We start from the raw sequence: 16073 nt of genomic DNA on the forward strand, positions 1-16073 counted from the left end.
TGACACCGATGCAGCAGGTCATCCATGACCGAGGCGGCCTCGCCGCCGCGTACGAGCTCCGCGGCGCGCTGCGGGTCAGCGCGGTCGCGATCACGGCCGCGGTGCAGGCCGGCGACGTCATCCGGGTGCGGCAGGGCTGGTACGGCAATCCGTGGCTCGAGATCACGGAGCAGCACGCGGCCAGGGTCGGCGGCCAGCTCGCCTGCTCGAGCGCCGCGAAGCGACTCGGGATGTGGGAGCCGGTCATCCGTGCCCTCCACGTCTGCGTGCCGGTCAACGCGGCCCGGCTGCGCTCCCCGACGAGCTACCGGACGCACCTCGCGGACGACGGGAGGGTCCTGGTGCACTGGACGGGGCTCGACCCCTGCGGTACGCGGACGCTCGTCTCGCCCGAGCGGTGCATCCGGCAGGTCGCCGCCTGCGAGGCGCCGGAGGTCGCGCTGGCCGTCGCAGAGTCAGCGCTCCAGGCGGGCGTGCTCTCCCCGGACGCGTGGGACGCCGCCCTCCTGGACTTCCCGCCGCACGTGCGGCGCCTGCTGTCCCGGGCCGGCTGGGGATCCGAGAGCGGCACGGAGAGCGTGTTCCGCTACCGCATCGCGAAGGCCGGTGTGTCGCTGCGGAAGCAGGTGTGGATCCCGACCATCGGCAGGGTCGACTGCCTGATCGGCGAGCGCCTCGTCATCGAGCTCGACAGCCGGCGCTTCCATCGGGACGCCGCTGCGGACCGGGCCCGCGACGCTCGACTCTCCGCCCTCGGCTACCGCGTGCTCCGCTTCATGTACGAGCACGTGATGGACGACTGGCCGATGGTCGAGGCCGCGGTCCTCGCTGCCATCGCGCGAGGCGACCACCTCGCGCCCGCAGCCTGATCGCGCCCGCCATGCGCTCCCCGGAGCGCGGCTGACTTCACGAATGAAGGAGATCGCCGCCTGGTCGAGCGAGCGAGCCGCGCGATCCGGCGGGAGCGCGAGTCGCGCGCTCCGCGATCTCCTTCATTCGTGCAGTGGGGCTAGGGGGCGACGCGGCCGTTCGCCGTGAAGGCGGCGTGCGTGGCCGGCATCAGGGTCGCCCACCGCGTCTCCATCGCCTCGGCGACGAGCTCGATCTCGCGCTGGGGGAAGGACGGGACGGTCGCCTCGGGGTGCTTCGTCCGCAGCGAGATGAAGTTCATCAGGCTGCGGGCGTTCATCGTCACGTACATCGAGGAGTAGAGGTTCAGCGGCAGGACGACGCGCGCGACCTCCCGGGCGACGCCCGCATCGAGCATGCGGCGGTACGCGTCGTAGGCGGCGACCGACTGCTCGCGGACGGCCTGCTGCACCAGCGCGTGCTGCTCCTCCGTGCCGGGCAGGAACTCGTACGCCCCCGGCTTGCCGACCTGGACGAGGTTCCGCGTCGCGGCCGGGACGTAGAAGACCGGCTGCAGCTCGCGGTAGCGGCCCGACTCCTCGTTGTAGGAGGCGATCCGGTGCCGCATGAACTCGCGGAACACGAAGATCGGCGCCTGCACGTAGAAGGTCATCGAGTTGTGCTCGAACGGCGAGCCGTGCCGGTCGCGCATCAGGTAGTTGATGAGCCCCCGGTCGCGCTTCGCGAGGTCCCCCTCCTCCTCCGTCGACTCGAGCGACTGCTCCCCCAGCGTGGACACGCGGGCGGCGAAGAGCACGTCGGCGTCGCGGGCGGCGGAGCGCACGAGCTCCACGGTCATCTCGGATCGGAACTCGGGTTCGGTCGCAGTCACGGCCGCTACGGTAGCGACGGGCGACGACACCTACGCTCTCCCCCGTGCTCGCCCTCGTCGCCGCCGCCGCGATCGTCGTCGCCGGCCTCGTCGGCTGGCTGTGGTGGCGGGGCGACGGGACGCTGCGCCGCGGGTCCGGCGAGCGCATCCGGCCCCGGGAGGTCGCGCTGCCCGACGACGCGTTCGGGACGACCGCGACGCTGCTGCTGTTCGGCTCCCAGCAGGACGAGCGGACCGCGACGACGCGGGACCGGCTGCTGGCGCTCGTCGAGGGACGGGACGGGGTCCGCCTCGCGGAGGTCGACCTCACGGCCCGCGGCGACCTCGCGGGCCGCTACGCCGTGACGAGGACGCCGAGCGTGTTCGCGATCGACGGGCGCGGCCGCCTGGTCGGTCGCGTCAAGGGCGCGGCCGACGACGCGACGCTGCGCGCGGCGCTCGACACCGCCCTGGGCGCGGCCTCCTGACGGAGCCGGTCGGTACGCTTCGGCCATGGCGCAGAAGCGGATCCCCGTGCCGTCCGCGAAGCCCGCGCCCCGGCGCCGTCCGGCGCCGCCCCCGGTCGCGATCCCGAAGCCGATCGTCCGCCGCCCCATCGCGAAGGACAGCCGGCTGCGCGTGCTCGTCGCCGGCGCGTCCGGGCTGATCGGCACGGAGCTGCAGCAGCAGCTGGCGGCCGCCGGGCACACCGTGCAGCGGCTCGTGCGCCGTCCGCCCCGCGCGGCGGACGAGTTCAGCTGGGCGCCGGACGCGAAGATCCTCGACTTCCGGCTGCTCGAGAGCGTCGACGCGGTGATCAACCTGTCGGGCGCTTCCCTGAACCGCATCCCGTGGACGACCGGGTACCGGGAGCAGATCCTCCGCTCCCGGGTGAAGGCGACGCAGGCGCTCGTCGAGGCGATGGGCATGGCCTCCTCGCCGCCGCCGATCTTCCTGTCCGGCTCCGCGGTCGGGTTCTACGGCGACCGGCCCGGAGAGACCCTCACCGAGGACTCGCCCCGCGGCACCGGCTTCCTGGCCGACGTCGTCGAGGAGTGGGAGGCGGCCGCGCGCCTGGCCCCGTCGAGGACCCGGACGGCGCTCCTCCGCACCGGCGTCGTGCTCGCGCACGGCGGCGGCGCCCTCGGGCCGCTCACGCTCGCGACCCGCTTCGGGCTCGGCTCCACCGTCGGCCACGGGACGCAGCACTGGCCGTGGATCTCCCTCCACGACGAGGCGGCCGCGATCGTGCACCTGCTGACCTCGAGCATCGAGGGCCCCGTGAACCTCGTCGGCCCGACGCCCGCGACGAGCGAGGAGATCACCCGGCGGGTGGCGGCGGACCTCCACCGGCCCCACGTGCTGAAGCTGCCGGAGGCGATCGTCGGCCTCGGCATGGGCGACATGGGGCGCGAGCTGCTCCTCCCGAGCCAGAAGGTCGTGCCGGCGAAGCTGGAGGCGGACGGCTTCGTCTTCCGCCACCGCACGAGCGACGAGGCGATCGACGCCGTGCTCGCCGCGCCCCGCGCCTGAGCCGAGCACGACGGCAGGAACGATGCGCGTCAGCAGGAACCCGAGGGCCGCTCGTTCCTGCTGAAGCGCCTGGTTCCTGCCGATGCGCTCGGGAGTTCCTGCCGTCGTGCTCACCGGGCGAGGGCGATCGCCCGGCGGATCGCCGATCGGGCGCGGCGGCGGTCGCCGGCGTTGTCGTACGCGATCCCGAGCCGCAGCCACGCCCGCCAGTCGTCCGGCGCGGTCTCGACGCCCTCCGCGTACGGCGCGAAGTCGGCGTCGGCCGCGGCGCGCTCGACGCGGCCGCTCGCCCGCCGCGGCAGGTCGGCGCCCGGCAGGGGCTCCTCCCCCTCGAGCCGCCGGGTCAGCCGCGTCGCCTGCAGCCCGAACAGCAGCTCGCGGACGAGGAGGTAGGCGCCGATCAGCGGGAGGACGAGCAGCGCGACGCCGATGGCGACGCCGACCGGCACGCCCGTCGCGATGAACGCGATCGCCCTCGCCACGACGACGACGAGGTAGAGCACCAGCACCAGCGCCATCAGCACGGCGCCGCCGAAGGCCCTCACTCGAACAGCAGCGCTTCGAGGCCGACGGTGACGCCGGCGAGCGACGGCAGCGCGGCGATCGCCAGCCGGATGCCCGCCGCGTAGGCGGCGGACGACAGCGTCTCGTGCCGGATGGTCAGCAGCTCGCCGACGCCGCCGAAGAGGACGTCCTGCTTCGCCTGGACGCCGTCGAGGCGGAGGGAGTGGATCGGCACGCTGCCGACCTGCTGACCCCGGGCGCGCTGGTCGGTGTGCGGGGCGGCGACGGGTCCGAGCTCCGCGCGCGCGGCAGCGATCCGCTCCGCGGTCGCGACGGCGGTGCCGGAGGGCGAGTCCGCCTTGCCCGCGTGGTGCGCCTCCACGATCTCGATCGAGTCGAACCAGGTGGCCGCCTGCTCGGCGAACCGCGCCGCGAGCACGGCGCCGACCGAGAAGTTCGGCACGATCAGCACGGCCGGGGCGTCGGCCGCCCGATTCGCGCGGAGGGACGCGATGCGCTCGCCGGACCAGCCGCTCGTGCCGACGAGCACCGGCACCCCGGCCGCGGTCGCGGCGGCGACCACCGCGGGCGACACCTGGGGCAGCGTGACGTCGACGACCGCGTCGACGCCCGCGTCGATCGCGAGGCCGTCGGCGGAGCCGATGCGCTGCACGACGCGGGCGGTCTCCCCCGCCTCGACCACCTCGCTCACGAGACGGCCCATGCGGCCTCCGGCTCCGGCGACGGCGAGGCGGATCACGGGTGGCGAGCCTAGCCTCGACGGATCATGCGCGTGATCGAGACCAGCCCGGACGACCCGGTGACCCGCGAGATCCTGCACGCCTACTTCGCCGAGCGGGTGGAGGGCTTCGCCGCCGGGAGCTACCGCGTCCCGACCCCCGACCCGGCGCAGTTCGCGGCGCCCGGGGTGTTCCTGCGCATCGACGAGGACGACGGCGCACCGCTCGCCTGCGGCGGGCTGCGGGAGATCGAGCCGGACGGCGGCCGGCGCATGGAGGTCAAGCACCTCTTCGTCGCGCCGGCGGCGCGCGGATCGGGCATCGGCCGCCGGCTGCTCGGGCTGCTCGAGGCGCACGCGCGCCGCGAGGGCGCCGCCTGGCTCGTGCTCGACACGAACCGCTCGCTCGAGGCCGCTGCGGGGCTCTACCGGTCGAGCGGGTTCCTGCCCGTCGCGCCGTTCAACGACAACCCGAACGCGACCGACTGGTTCGCGAAGGCGCTGGTGCCGGCCCCTTAGATCGGGAGGGGCTCGACGAGCCCGGTGCGCAGCTCCACGGGCAGGTGCGCCAGATCGTTGTGCGACACCAGGGTGACCGGTCTGCCGGATCGGGCCTTCAGCACCGTGATGCCGCAGTGCGCCTGGGTCAGGCCGAGCCACCGCCACTCCGGCGCGTCGAAGGCGTGGCGCACGAACTCGGCGATCACGAGGTTGTGCGTGATCAGCAGGTCGTGCCGCTCGTTGCCGCCCGGTGCGACGAACTCGGCCCACGCGTCGGCCATCTGCGCGCGGCCCGCCTCGATCTCGGCGGGCGTGGCGGAGGCGAACCAGCCCGAGAACGCGCGCGGCACCTCGGGCGTCGGCCCGGACGGCACGCAGTCGAAGAGCAGGGCGGAGGGCTTCGGCTCGAGGGACGGGAGACGCTCGCGGACGATCTCCGCCGTCTCGGTCGCGATGGTGCTCGGCGCGTACCAGACGTTCGTCAGCGGGACCCCGCCGAGGCGTTCGGCGAGGAGGGCGGCCTGGCGGCGACCCCGCGGCGAGAGCGGGCCGTCGACGACGCCGTGCTCGGCGTCGCGCTGCTCGCCGTGGCGCACGAGGTAGAGGTACTGCGTCATCGCGGCGTCGATCGTAGTCGCCGGGCCGGAGCCCTCCGGCGCGGATCGGCGATGCGGACCGGTCGTTCCACCCCCTGCGGGGTACGGTGCCGCCGTACCCAGCGACCAGTCGGAAGGACCCGCCGTGACGGACGTCAGGACCGCTCCTCGCAGCTCCCCCGCTCGCGCTCGGCTGGCTTCCGTGGCCGACGAGCTGTTCTACGCGGACGGGATCACGGCCACGGGCATCGACCGGCTCATCGCCGAGGCCCAGGTCACGAAGGCGACGTTCTACAAGCAGTACGGCTCGAAGGACGCCCTGATCCTCGAATACATCGAGGGACGCGACCAGCAGGTCCGCACGGCGCTCGGCGGCCTCCTCGACGCGCTGCGGGCGCCCGCCGCGGTGCTCTCCGCGGTGATCGACGCCGTCGTGGCGGACACCGCCAGGCCCGACTTCCGGGGCGACCCGTTCCTCAACGCGGCCGCCGAGTTCCCCGCCCCGGTCCACCCGGTCCGGCTCGCGGTCGCGCAGCACCGCGACTGGTTCACCGGCTTCCTCGAGGACCGGTTCCGCGAGCTGGGCCACCCGCGCCCGGGCGCCGCCGCGGACGAGTTCTCGCTCCTGCGCGACGGCGCCGTCTGCGGCTCGTACGCCGGCGACGCGATCGCCGCGACGAGCGCGTTCGACCGGGCGGCACGGCGGCTCCTCGCCGGCGACTGAGCGCTCGGGCCGCTACTCGGCGGAGGCGCGCTCGAGCCCCGTGACCTCCGAGCGCGAGAGGTGCACGCCCGACGCGGCCGTCGCCGCCCAGACCTGCTCGACCGTCGTCGCGGAGACCACCGGCGCGGCGATGTGCGGCCGGGTCAGCAGCCAGCCCAGGGCGACCGCAGCGGCCGGCACGTCGCGCTGCTCGGCGATGCGGACGATCGCCTCCACGATGCGCGTCCCCCGTCGCGTGACGAGCGGCTGGAGGCGCTCGGCGCGCTCGGGGTCGAGCTCCCGCAGTCGCCGCAGCGCGCCGCGCGTGGGCACCGCCGCGGCGAGGAACCCGCCGGCGAGCGGCGACCGGGGCAGACAGGCGAGGTCCTGCGCGTGGGCGACCGGGCCGACGCCCGTCTCGTACGCGGCGCGCTGCAGGAGGCTGTGGACCGGCAGCACGGCCTCGAAACGCGGCAGACCGCGCTGCCCGGCGAGCACGCGGGCCTGGATGAGCCGCTCGGGCGAGTGGTCGCCCGCGCCGAGGTGCCCGATCCGCTGGTCGTCACGGAGGCCGGCGACGGCGGTCAGCGTCTCCTCCATCACCGTCGCCGGGTCGTGATCGGCCAGCACGAGCACGTCGATCTGGTCGGTGCCGAGCCTGCGGAGCAGCCGGTCCGCCGCCGTGTTCAGCCCGGCGGCGGTGAGGTCGCTCGCGGTGCCGACGCGGGCCAGGAGCACGGTCTGCTCCCGCCGCCGGCGCGTCGTCAGCCAGCTGCCCACGAGCTCCGCGGCACCGCCGTCGGCGGCGTCGTCGACGAGGACCGCGTTGCCGCCGGTCGCGGCATAGGCGTCGAGCACGCGGTGCGCGGCCGACCGGTCGGCGTCGGCGCCGAGGCGCGAGGCGTCGAGCACGACCGGGAAGACCGCGAGGCCCGTCCGTCCGAGCGGGCGGAGACGGTACGGCTGCGAGGGCGGGTCCAGCAGCGGCCGCGTCACCCGGTTCGCCATCTGCGCGAGGGAGCGCTCGACCACCGCGAGGGCGGCCGCGACCGCGGGCTCCGGATCGGTCGCGAGCGGCCGACCACCGCCGAGGTCGATCGGGCGCGTCTCGTCGTCGGGCCGGCTGTGCCGACCGCGTGGCTCGTCGCTCATGGCCCCTCCGTCCGGGCGTCGAGCGTACGTGCAGCAGGGCCTCCCGGCCCGGCGACGGGCCGCTGCCCGGCGGGACGGGTCAGAAGTCGGTCGCGCGGTCCAGCCGGTCGAGCTGGTCCCTGGTCAGCACGAGGGAGGCGCCCGGCAGCAGGTCGGCGAGCGCACGGGCGCTCGGCACCCGGACCAGCGGCGCCACGACGCTCTCGCGGGACAGCAACCAGGCGAGCGCCACCCGGCCGACGTGCTGGCCGGACTCGAAGGCGATGTCGTCGAGCACGGCGAGGACGGCGGCGCCACGGCGGTTCACGTACTTCAGCGCACCCTGGAAGATCGGCGACGCGGGCTTGTCGTGGCGGGACCGGAAGTCGCCGCGCAGGTAGCCGTTCGCGAGCGGCGTCTTCGCCAGCACGCCGAGGTCCGCGGCGACCGCGATGGGGGCGATCTCCTGCTCGTACTGGCGCCGCTCGAGCAGGTTGTACTCGGGGAGGACGACCTCGATCCCCGGGATCTCGAGCCGCCGGGCGGTCTTGACCGCCTCGCGGAGGCCCGCGGCGCTGAAGCCCGCGGCGCTGAGGTGGCCGACCTTGCCCTCGGCGATCAGCTCGGTGACGACGGTGAGCGTCGCCTCGATCGGCGTGGCCGGGTCCTCGCCGTCGAGACCGAGGATGTCGATCCGGTCGAGCTGCAGCCGCTCGAGGGAGGCGTCGACGCCGCGGCGGACGGCCTTCGGCGAGAGGCCGAGCGCGTCGGGGTGCTTGCCGACCTTCGTCGCGATCACGAGCCGGTCGCGGTTCGGGTGCCGCTGCAGCCAGGAGCCGATCATGATCTCGCTGCGACCGCCCGCGTACTGCGCGGCGGTGCTGATGAGGTCGCCGCCCGCGGCGTAGAAGAGGTCGAGCTGGTCGGCCGTCTCCTTCGCGTCCGTCGCCCAGCCGAAGACGCTGCCGTCGAGGGCGAGCGGGTAGACCGCCATCCCCGTCTGACCGACGCGGCGCGACATGGGTCCGGAGTGAGGACTCGCCACGCAGGCTCCCCTCTGCACACGGACCTGGAGATACGCAGTATCTCACATTCAGAAAGACTGCGAAGGAGCTTGACAACAGCGCCTCCCGTCCGGTGCGGACGGGAGGCGCTGCGACGTCGCTCCGCGATCGATCAGACGGTCGCGGGCTCCTCGACGACGGGCGCCAGCGACAGCTTGCCGCGGTCGTCCATCTTCGTGATCTCGACCTGGATCTTCTGGCCGACGGACAGGACGTCCTCGACGCTCTCGACCCGCTTGCCGCCGGCCAGCTTCCGCACCTCGGAGATGTGGAGCAGGCCGTCGCGGCCCGGCAGCAGCGACACGAAGGCGCCGAACGCGGCGATCTTCACCACGGTGCCGAGGAACCGCTCGCCGATCTCCGGGTTGTGCGGGTTCGCGATCGCGTTGACCGCGGCGCGCGCGGCCTCGGCCGACGGCCCGTCGACGGCGCCGATGTAGACGGTGCCGTCCTCCTCGATGGAGATGTCGGCGCCGGTGTCGTCCTGGATGCCGTTGATCGTCTTGCCCTTGGGGCCGATCAGCTCGCCGATCTTGTCGACCGGGATCTGGACGCTGATGACGCGCGGCGCGGTCGGCGCCATCTCGTCGGGGGCGTCGATGGCCTGGTTCAGGACGCCGAGGATCGTCAGACGAGCCTCCTTGGCCTGCTGCAGCGCGCCGTCGAGCACCGACGACGGGATGCCGTCGAGCTTCGTGTCGAGCTGGATGGCCGTGACGAACTCGCTCGTGCCGGCGACCTTGAAGTCCATGTCGCCGAGCGCGTCCTCCGCGCCGAGGATGTCGGTGAGGGTCGCGTACTGCGTCTCGCCGTCCACCGTGTCGGACACGAGGCCCATCGCGATGCCCGCGACCGGCGCCTTCAGCGGCACACCGGCGTTCAGCAGCGACAGGGTCGAGGCGCACACGGAGCCCATCGACGTCGAGCCGTTGGAGCCGAGGGCCTCGGACACCTGACGGATCGCGTAGGGGAACTCCTCGCGGGCGGGCAGCACCGGCACGAGGGCGCGCTCGGCGAGGAAGCCGTGCCCGATCTCGCGACGCTTCGGCGACCCGACGCGACCGGTCTCACCGGTCGAGTAGGGCGGGAAGTTGTAGTGGTGCAGGTACCGCTTCTTCGTGATGGGCGACAGCGAGTCGATCTGCTGCTCCATCTTCAGCATGTTCAGCGTCGTGACGCCGAGGATCTGCGTCTCGCCGCGCTGGAAGATCGCGGAGCCGTGGACCCGCGGGATCACCGCGACCTCGGCGTCGAGCGGACGGATGTCCTTCAGGCCGCGGCCGTCCATGCGGACGCCTTCGGACAGGATCCGGCCGCGGACGACCTTCTTCGTCACCGACTTGTAGGCGCCCGACACCTCGCCGAGGGCGGAGGCCGGAAGCTCGCCGCCGTCGACCATCATCTGGACGGCGTCCTTGACGCGGGACTTCAGGGCGTCGTCGGCGTCCTGCCGCTCGATCTTGCCGGCGATCTGGTAGACGGCCTTGAGGTCCTCGAGCGCGAGGTCCTCGACGACCGCGTAGGTCGCGTCCGTGTACGGGAGGAAGACCGGGTACTCGCGGGTCTCCTTGGCGGCCTGCTTCGCGAGCTCCGCCTGCGCCTCGATGAGCGACTTGAGGAACGGCTTCGCGGCCTCGAGGCCCTGGGCCACGACCTCCTCGTTCGGCTTGACGGCACCGGCGCGGATCTTCTCGAACGCGGTCTCCGTCGCCTCGGCCTCGACCATCATGATCGCGACGTCGCCGGACTCGGTGACCCGGCCCGCGACGGTCAGGTCGAAGACGGCGTCCTCGAGCTGCGCGAAGGTCGGGAACGCGACCCACTGGCCGTCGATGAGGGCCAGGCGGACGCCGCCGATCGGGCCGCTGAACGGCACGCCGGACAGCTGGCTGGAGGCGGACGCGGCGTTGATCGCGAGGGCGTCGTAGAACTCGCCCGGCGCGATGGACAGCACCGTGATGACGATCTGGACCTCGTTGCGCAGGCCGTTGATGAACGACGGGCGCAGCGGCCGGTCGATCAGGCGGCAGACCAGGATCGCCTCCGTGGAGGGGCGGCCCTCGCGGCGGAAGAACGAGCCGGGGATCTTGCCGGCGGCGTAGGACCGCTCCTCGACGTCGACCGTCAGCGGGAAGAAGTCGAACTGGTCCTTGGGGTGCTTGCCGATGCTCGTCGCGGACAGCAGCATCGTGTCCTCGTCGAGGTACGCGGCGACGGAACCCTGCGACTGCTGCGCGAGGCGGCCGGCCTCGAAGCGGATGGTGCGCTTGCCGAACTTCCCGTTGTCCAGGACGGCTTCGGCGGACTTGATCTCGGGACCCTCCAAGAGGTGTCTCCTTCTCTTCTCTATGGCGTCATGCGGACGCGCTTCAGGAGCAGAGTGAGATCGGCGGGGAGGAGCGTGGCAAGCCTCGTCGCCACGGCCCGGATGGTCGTGGTCGAGCGCGGCTCCTGGTCATCAGTAGAAGAGCGCGGGACCGCCGTCGGCCCCGAAGTCCACCACTAACGACCAGCTCCCTGCCGGTCTGCTCCGGTGCCCCGCCTTCGCGGAGCGTGCCCATGCTACCAGGCGGCGTGTCGGCCGCGTCGGAGGAGGGCCGACGCGGCCGTGCGAGTCAGGCCGCGACCTTCGCCGCCATCCGGGGCCCGGCGATCGCGACGAGCACCGCGATCGCAGCACTGAAGCCGACGAGCACCGGGACGGCCGGCAGGAACGCGAGCGCCGCGCCGACGAGCAGCACGGGGACCGTGAGCCCGACGTAGGCGATGAGGAACATGGCAGCCAGCACGCCGCCGCGCTCCGGTCCGGGCACCAGGGAGGTCGCGACCCCGAGCGACGCCCGGAAGAGCAGCCCGACCCCGAGCCCCGCGACCGTCCCGCCGAGCACGAACAGCCACTCGGCGGCCACCAGGGCGGCGACGGCGAGGCCCGCGAGCCCGACGACCATCGCCGCGGTCGCCGTCACGAGCTGGAACCGCACCGGGACCGGCGTGAAGAACACCTGCGCGACGGCCGCCACGGCGAAGACCGCGAAGGGCACGGCACCGGCCACGAGCCGCGACGGCGAGTGGAACTCGCCCGCGAGGAACGACGGCGCGAGGGAGGTGAACAGCCCGAAGATCGCGAAGGCGCCGAAGACGCCGGCGCCCGCCGCGGCGAACGCGCCGCGGCTCGCCTCCGGCACCGTCAGGCGCTGGGGGGACCAGCGGCGGGGCCGCCGCTCGACGGTCTCAGGAGCGGCGAGCACGGCGACCACCGCGAGCGCGAGCACGACGAGCGACAGCAGGTACGGCGTCACGAGCGGACGGGGCGCGAACTCGGCGAGCACGCCGCCGACGAGCGGCCCGAGGCCGATCCCGCCGATGTTCGCGATCGTGGCGACGGCCGCCGGGACGCCCGGCCGGCGGTCGCCGTTCGCGCCGCGCCAGAGCTCGCCGAGGTGCGCGGTCGCCGCGGCGGTCAGGACGCCGACGCCGAGGCCCGTGACGAACCGCGCCACGAGCAGCACCGGCACCGACGGGAACAGGAGGAAGAGGACGCCGGCGACGAGCTCCGCGGCCAGCGCGACGAGGGCCGGCGGCTTGCGGCCGATCCAGTCGGACACGTGTCCGACGAGGTAGAGGCTGAGCGCGACCCCGGCGGCGTAGGTCGCGAAGATCACCGTGACGACCCAGGTCGGGAACCCGTCGCGCTCCTGGTAGAGGGCGTACAGCGGCGTCGGGATGGTGGTGAACGCCATGGCGGCGAGGAAGACGGAGGCGGTCGTCCAGAAGGCCGCGGCGTGCGGGAGTCGACCGACGGGTCGGAGCGGAGCGGTGATGGCCACGTGAGCGATGGTGCTCGCCGACGGCGATCGAGTCCAACGAACACTCTTGCTCCTCACGATCGATTGCATCGATCATGGAGCCATGGATCTCCCGACCGTCGAAGCCTTCGTCGCCGTCGCCGAGGAGCGGCACTTCGGCGCCGCGGCCGAGCGCCTGCACCTCGTGCAGTCGAGCGTGTCCGCGGCGATCGCCCGACTCGAGCGCGAGCTCGGCGCCCGGCTGCTCGACCGCTCGCCGAGGGCCGTCGCGCTGACCGAGGCGGGCGCGTCGGTGCTGCCCGAGGCGCGCCGCCTGCTCGCGACGGCCGACCGCATGCGCGTCGCGGCCGTCGGTCGCGCCGGGCTCACCGGCACGATCCGGTTCGGCACGTTCTCCTCGCTGCCGGTGCTCGACCTGCCCCGGCAGCTGGCCGCGTTCGCCGCCGAGCACCCGGCCGTCGAGGTGCGGCTCACGACCTCCGCCTCCGGGTCCACCGGCCTCGCGAACGACATCCGGGCCGGCCGGCTCGACCTGGGGCTCGTGGCGCTGCCGCCGGACCTGACGAGCGGGCTCGCACTGACGCCGCTGGCGTCCTACCCGTTCGGCGTCCTGCTGCCGAGCGGTCATCCGCTGGCCGGCCGGCCGTCGATCCGGCTCGCCGAGCTCGCGCGCGAGGCCTTCGTGGACAGCCCGGCCGGCTTCGGCCACCGGGTGGTCTCCGACCGGGCGTTCGCGGCGGCCGGGGTCGCCCGGACGGTCCGCACCGAGATCGTGGACCTGCCCAGCCTCGGCGCCTACGTCGCGGCGGGGCTCGGCGTCGCGGTCGTGCCGACGCCGCTCGTCGAGCCGCAGGACGGGGTCGTCGTCGTGCCGCTGCGCCACCCGATCGAGTGGTCCGTCGCGCTGGCGACCCGCCCCGAGCCCTCGCCGGCCGTCTCGGCCTTCATCCGGCTGACCGGGAGCCTGTTCTCCCCCGACGCCTGACCGGGCCCGGCGGGCAGCCGTCAGCCGCCGACGTGCGCCGCGAGCAGCAGCTCCGCGTTCTGCGGACCGCGCTCGAGCTCGCCCGACTCGATCCGGAGCGCGATCTCGACGGTCCGCTCGTTCGCCGGCGCCTCCAGGCCGGCCGCGCGCATGGCCCGCACGACGGTGCCGTTGATCTCGTGGACCTCCGCGCGACGCCCCTTCATCCAGTCCTGCAGCACCGTCGTCCGCGTCGTGGGCGAGGAGAAGCGCTGCAGGACGATGTCGAGCAGCGCGGGCGCGTACGTCTCCGCGGACGTGACGTCCGCGGCGGCGAGGCCGAAGACCGGCCGCAGGCGGCTGCCCGACGCGACCGTCGCGGCGGCCGCCTCGATGCAGCAGCGGTCCATGAACTCCCGCACGCCGGGCATGCGGGCCGCGTCCGCGAGCGGCAGGTCGAGGATCGCGGAGGGCACGAGCTCCCCGGCGTTGGCGACGAGCTTCATCCACTTCGACGAGCGGATGTCGTCGGAGATCTCGACGGTCCCGGCGTGGTGCAGCGCGTCCCAGACCTCCTGCTCGCGGCCCCGGGCCCGGTCGTCGATCGCGCCGACGGCGAACCACGCGGTCGCGGGCGAGTTCTCCCGGTTGACGACGCCGGGCTCGAACATGTTCGACGCCATCTCGATCACCGCGCCGATGGTGCGCTCCGGGCCGACGACCGAGGCGATCTCGTCCACGTTCATGCCGTTCTGCAGGCCGACGACGAGGCCGTCCTCGGCGAGCACCGGGCGGATCAGCTCGCACGCCCACCGGGTGTCGTAGGCCTTCGTCACGAGGAAGACGAGGTCGAACCGCTCGCGGAACGTCGCGACGTCGCAGAGGTTGAAGGCGCGCACCGGGGTGACCTCGGCGCCCTCCGGCATCCGCACCTCGATGCCGTACCGCCGCATGGCCTCGACGTGGTCCGGCCACTGCTCGATGAACGTGACGTCCAGCCCCGCGCGCACCATGTCCGCGCCGACACCCGACCCCTGCGCCCCGCTGCCCAGGATCGCGATCTTCTTCTCGGCCACGCTGCCTCCTCGTTCGTGCATCGGCACTCTACGTGCTGTTCCGTGTCGCTGAACAGGGGCGGGCGTCCGGGCGCCGTCACTTCGCGGCGAGGTACCCGCCGTCGGCGACGATCGTCTGCCCCGTGATCGCCGCCGCGTCGGACGAGGAGAGGAAGCGGACGACGTTCGCGATGTCGGCGGGAGCCATCAGGCGCCGCTGCGGGGTCTGCTCGATCCACGCGGCCAGGGTCTCCGGCGACTCCGATCCGACGTCCCGCAGCAGCTCCGTGTCGGTGTATCCGGGCGCCACCGCGTTCACCCGGACGCCCTTCGGCGCCCACTCGACGGCGAGGGTGCGGGTCAGGGCGACGATGGCCGCCTTCGTCGCGTCGTAGCCGACGTGGACCTCCGGCCGGGTCGCCGCGAACGCGGCGATCGAGGAGATGTTCACGACGGTGCCCCGGGTGGCGGACAGGAGGTCGGCGAACTCGCGGCACATGAGGAACGTGCCGGTCAGGTTGAGCTCGAGCACGCGGTGCCAGTCCGCGTCCGGGTGGGCGGCGGTCGGCGAGCTGAGCGACATGCCGGCGCAGTTCACGAGATGGTCCGCACGGCCGAGCCGCTCGCGCACCGTCCGCGCCAGGCGGCGCACCTGCGCCGAGTCGGTGACGTCCACCGCGAGGCCGACGGCCGTCGCGCCGGTCTCGGCGCTCAGCCGCGCGGCGGCCTCGACGGCGGCGTCCTCCCGCACGTCGGCGACGACCACCGCCTGCCCGCGCTCCGCGAACGCCCTCGCGACCGCACCGCCGATCCCGCCGGCGGCGCCCGTGACGACCGCGACCTCCACGTCCTTCGAAGCTCCGTCCATGCGGGGCGACGGTACTGATCGACCCTGGAGGTCGACTCGGCCCGATGTGTAGTGTCGCTGAACGGGACGGAGCAGTCCTCGGACGCGAAGGAGCGGACATGACCGGACGGGTCGACGGCAGGACCATCGTGGTGACCGGGGCCGGCTCCGGCATCGGCGCCGCGATCGCACGAGGACTCGCCGCCGAGGGCGCGAACGCCGTCCTCGCCGACCTCGACCTCCCGGCCGCGGAGCGCGTCGCGGACCGGATCCGCGCCGACGGCGGGCAGGCCCTCGCGCTGGGCCTGGATGTCACCGACCGCGCCACGGTGCGCGCCGCGGTGGCGGCGACGGTCGACCGCTTCGGCCGGCTGGACGGCTGGTTCAACAACGCGGGGATGAACGCGCCGATGCCGTTCCTCGAGATCACCGAGGAGAACTTCGAGCGCATCATGCGGGTGAACGCCGTCGGCGTGCTGATCGGCATCCAGGAGGCGGCGAAGCAGTTCCTCGCGCAGGGCGGCGGCGGGAAGGTCGTCAACACCGCGTCGATCGCCGGCCGCACCGGCTTCCCGAGCTTCGCGCCGTACAGCGCCTCGAAGGCCGCGGTCATCTCGCTCACGCAGGCGGCGGCGCGCGACCTCGCGCAGCACGGCATCACGGTCAACGGGTTCGCCCCGGGCGTCGTCGCGACGCCCCTCTGGACGAAGCTCGACGCGGACCTCGCCGCGATGGGCGCCGTCGACGCCGGCTTCGACTCGATGGCGGGCGACATCCTGCTCGGCCGCCCGGCGCAGCCCGAGGACATCGTGCCGACGGCGCTCTTCCTCGCATCGAGCGACTCCGACTACATCACCGGGCAGATCGTCGCGATCGAGGGCGGGATGATCCTGGTCTGAGCGGCGCGCGC

Annotated in this window: 17 protein-coding genes; 7 read left to right on the forward strand and 10 right to left on the reverse strand. The window is 73.7% G+C overall.

The window, feature by feature from the left end:
- Nucleotides 1-8: 8 nt before the first annotated feature.
- The gene (locus CLV52_RS13430) at nt 9-869 is read left to right on the forward strand and encodes a DUF559 domain-containing protein (RefSeq protein ID WP_246018187.1); all 861 of its coding nucleotides are present in this window, start codon (nt 9-11) and stop codon (nt 867-869) included.
- Nucleotides 870-1009: 140 nt separating this feature from the next.
- On the opposite strand, the gene thyX is transcribed toward CLV52_RS13430, so the two are convergent.
- Nucleotides 1010-1708: an FAD-dependent thymidylate synthase gene (gene thyX / locus CLV52_RS13435; RefSeq protein WP_133767406.1), complete on the reverse strand. Its 699-nt coding sequence runs from the start codon at nt 1706-1708 to the stop codon at nt 1010-1012.
- 77 nt (nt 1709-1785) lie between these two features.
- Here thyX and CLV52_RS13440 point away from each other — a divergent pair, with 77 nt between their 5' ends.
- Together CLV52_RS13440 and CLV52_RS13445 are read left to right on the forward strand one after the other, a co-directional pair.
- Complete coding sequence (locus CLV52_RS13440) at nt 1786-2208, forward strand: thioredoxin family protein (RefSeq protein WP_133766896.1); 423 nt, start codon at nt 1786-1788, stop codon at nt 2206-2208.
- A gap of 25 nt (nt 2209-2233) precedes the next feature.
- The gene (locus CLV52_RS13445; protein ID WP_133766897.1) at nt 2234-3253 is read left to right on the forward strand and encodes a TIGR01777 family oxidoreductase; all 1020 of its coding nucleotides are present in this window, start codon (nt 2234-2236) and stop codon (nt 3251-3253) included.
- A 110-nt stretch (nt 3254-3363) separates the two neighbouring features.
- On the opposite strand, the gene CLV52_RS13450 is transcribed toward CLV52_RS13445, so the two are convergent.
- Both CLV52_RS13450 and dapB read right to left on the reverse strand, forming a co-directional pair.
- Nucleotides 3364-3798 carry a hypothetical protein gene (locus CLV52_RS13450; protein WP_425455699.1) on the reverse strand — a complete coding sequence of 145 codons (435 nt, stop codon included), beginning with the start codon at nt 3796-3798 and terminating at the stop codon, nt 3364-3366.
- On the reverse strand, nt 3795-4517 hold the full coding sequence (dapB, locus tag CLV52_RS13455) for a 4-hydroxy-tetrahydrodipicolinate reductase (RefSeq protein WP_246018135.1): 723 nt from the start codon (nt 4515-4517) through the stop codon (nt 3795-3797). The genes CLV52_RS13450 and dapB overlap by 4 nt, the downstream gene beginning before the upstream one ends.
- 27 nt (nt 4518-4544) lie before the next feature.
- Between dapB and CLV52_RS13460 the strand changes: the two genes are divergently transcribed.
- Nucleotides 4545-5015 carry a GNAT family N-acetyltransferase gene (locus CLV52_RS13460; protein ID WP_133766898.1) on the forward strand — a complete coding sequence of 157 codons (471 nt, stop codon included), beginning with the start codon at nt 4545-4547 and terminating at the stop codon, nt 5013-5015.
- Here CLV52_RS13460 and CLV52_RS13465 read toward each other — a convergent pair.
- Entirely contained in the window at nt 5012-5614 is a 603-nt protein-coding gene (locus CLV52_RS13465; RefSeq protein WP_133766899.1) for a histidine phosphatase family protein, read from the reverse strand. The genes CLV52_RS13460 and CLV52_RS13465 overlap by 4 nt on opposite strands.
- Nucleotides 5615-5795: 181 nt before the next feature.
- Between CLV52_RS13465 and CLV52_RS13470 the strand changes: the two genes are divergently transcribed.
- A complete protein-coding gene (locus tag CLV52_RS13470) occupies nt 5796-6317 on the forward strand; it encodes a TetR/AcrR family transcriptional regulator (protein WP_246018136.1) in 522 nt (173 codons plus the stop codon).
- 12 nt (nt 6318-6329) lie between these two features.
- Here CLV52_RS13470 and CLV52_RS13475 read toward each other — a convergent pair whose 3' ends face one another.
- From CLV52_RS13475 to CLV52_RS13490, 4 genes are all read right to left on the reverse strand, one after another.
- A complete protein-coding gene (locus CLV52_RS13475) occupies nt 6330-7448 on the reverse strand; it encodes an aldo/keto reductase (protein WP_133766901.1) in 1119 nt (372 codons plus the stop codon).
- A 79-nt stretch (nt 7449-7527) separates the two neighbouring features.
- Nucleotides 7528-8448 (reverse strand): aldo/keto reductase, encoded by a 921-nt coding sequence (locus CLV52_RS13480; protein WP_133766902.1) that lies wholly within the window; start codon nt 8446-8448, stop codon nt 7528-7530.
- Nucleotides 8449-8603: 155 nt separating this feature from the next.
- The gene (locus CLV52_RS13485; protein ID WP_133766903.1) at nt 8604-10817 is read right to left on the reverse strand and encodes a polyribonucleotide nucleotidyltransferase; all 2214 of its coding nucleotides are present in this window, start codon (nt 10815-10817) and stop codon (nt 8604-8606) included.
- Nucleotides 10818-11106: 289 nt separating this feature from the next.
- Nucleotides 11107-12318 (reverse strand): MFS transporter, encoded by a 1212-nt coding sequence (locus CLV52_RS13490; RefSeq protein ID WP_211342702.1) that lies wholly within the window; start codon nt 12316-12318, stop codon nt 11107-11109.
- Between the two features lie 82 nt (nt 12319-12400).
- Between CLV52_RS13490 and CLV52_RS13495 the strand changes: the two genes are divergently transcribed.
- Nucleotides 12401-13282: a LysR family transcriptional regulator gene (locus CLV52_RS13495; RefSeq protein WP_162850852.1), complete on the forward strand. Its 882-nt coding sequence runs from the start codon at nt 12401-12403 to the stop codon at nt 13280-13282.
- Nucleotides 13283-13302: 20 nt separating this feature from the next.
- Here the strand turns inward: CLV52_RS13495 and CLV52_RS13500 are convergent, their stop codons facing one another.
- The gene (locus CLV52_RS13500) at nt 13303-14337 is read right to left on the reverse strand and encodes a ketopantoate reductase family protein (RefSeq protein ID WP_211342703.1); all 1035 of its coding nucleotides are present in this window, start codon (nt 14335-14337) and stop codon (nt 13303-13305) included.
- Between the two features lie 76 nt (nt 14338-14413).
- Entirely contained in the window at nt 14414-15184 is a 771-nt protein-coding gene (locus tag CLV52_RS13505; protein ID WP_133766907.1) for an SDR family NAD(P)-dependent oxidoreductase, read from the reverse strand.
- A gap of 98 nt (nt 15185-15282) precedes the next feature.
- Here CLV52_RS13505 and CLV52_RS13510 point away from each other — a divergent pair, with 98 nt between their 5' ends.
- Entirely contained in the window at nt 15283-16062 is a 780-nt protein-coding gene (locus tag CLV52_RS13510) for an SDR family NAD(P)-dependent oxidoreductase (protein WP_133766908.1), read from the forward strand.
- The last annotated feature ends 11 nt before the right edge of the window (nt 16063-16073 follow it).

The sequence above is a fragment of the Amnibacterium kyonggiense genome, from assembly GCF_004364555.1.
Classification (GTDB): domain Bacteria; phylum Actinomycetota; class Actinomycetes; order Actinomycetales; family Microbacteriaceae; genus Amnibacterium; species Amnibacterium kyonggiense.

What these genes read in the sequence shown, in the direction of transcription:
- CLV52_RS13495 (WP_162850852.1), top strand. Translation starts at nt 12,401, where the DNA reads ATGGATCTCCCGACCGTCGAAGCCTTCGTCGCCGTCGCCGAGGAGCGG.
- CLV52_RS13460 (WP_133766898.1), top strand. Translation starts at nt 4,545, where the DNA reads ATGCGCGTGATCGAGACCAGCCCGGACGACCCGGTGACCCGCGAGATC.
- CLV52_RS13480 (WP_133766902.1), bottom strand. Translation starts at nt 8,448, where the DNA reads ATGTCGCGCCGCGTCGGTCAGACGGGGATGGCGGTCTACCCGCTCGCC.
- CLV52_RS13430 (WP_246018187.1), top strand. Translation starts at nt 9, where the DNA reads ATGCAGCAGGTCATCCATGACCGAGGCGGCCTCGCCGCCGCGTACGAG.
- CLV52_RS13445 (WP_133766897.1), top strand. Translation starts at nt 2,234, where the DNA reads ATGGCGCAGAAGCGGATCCCCGTGCCGTCCGCGAAGCCCGCGCCCCGG.
- CLV52_RS13510 (WP_133766908.1), top strand. Translation starts at nt 15,283, where the DNA reads ATGACCGGACGGGTCGACGGCAGGACCATCGTGGTGACCGGGGCCGGC.
- CLV52_RS13465 (WP_133766899.1), bottom strand. Translation starts at nt 5,614, where the DNA reads ATGACGCAGTACCTCTACCTCGTGCGCCACGGCGAGCAGCGCGACGCC.
- CLV52_RS13475 (WP_133766901.1), bottom strand. Translation starts at nt 7,448, where the DNA reads ATGAGCGACGAGCCACGCGGTCGGCACAGCCGGCCCGACGACGAGACG.
- CLV52_RS13505 (WP_133766907.1), bottom strand. Translation starts at nt 15,184, where the DNA reads ATGGACGGAGCTTCGAAGGACGTGGAGGTCGCGGTCGTCACGGGCGCC.
- thyX (WP_133767406.1), bottom strand. Translation starts at nt 1,708, where the DNA reads ATGACCGTGGAGCTCGTGCGCTCCGCCGCCCGCGACGCCGACGTGCTC.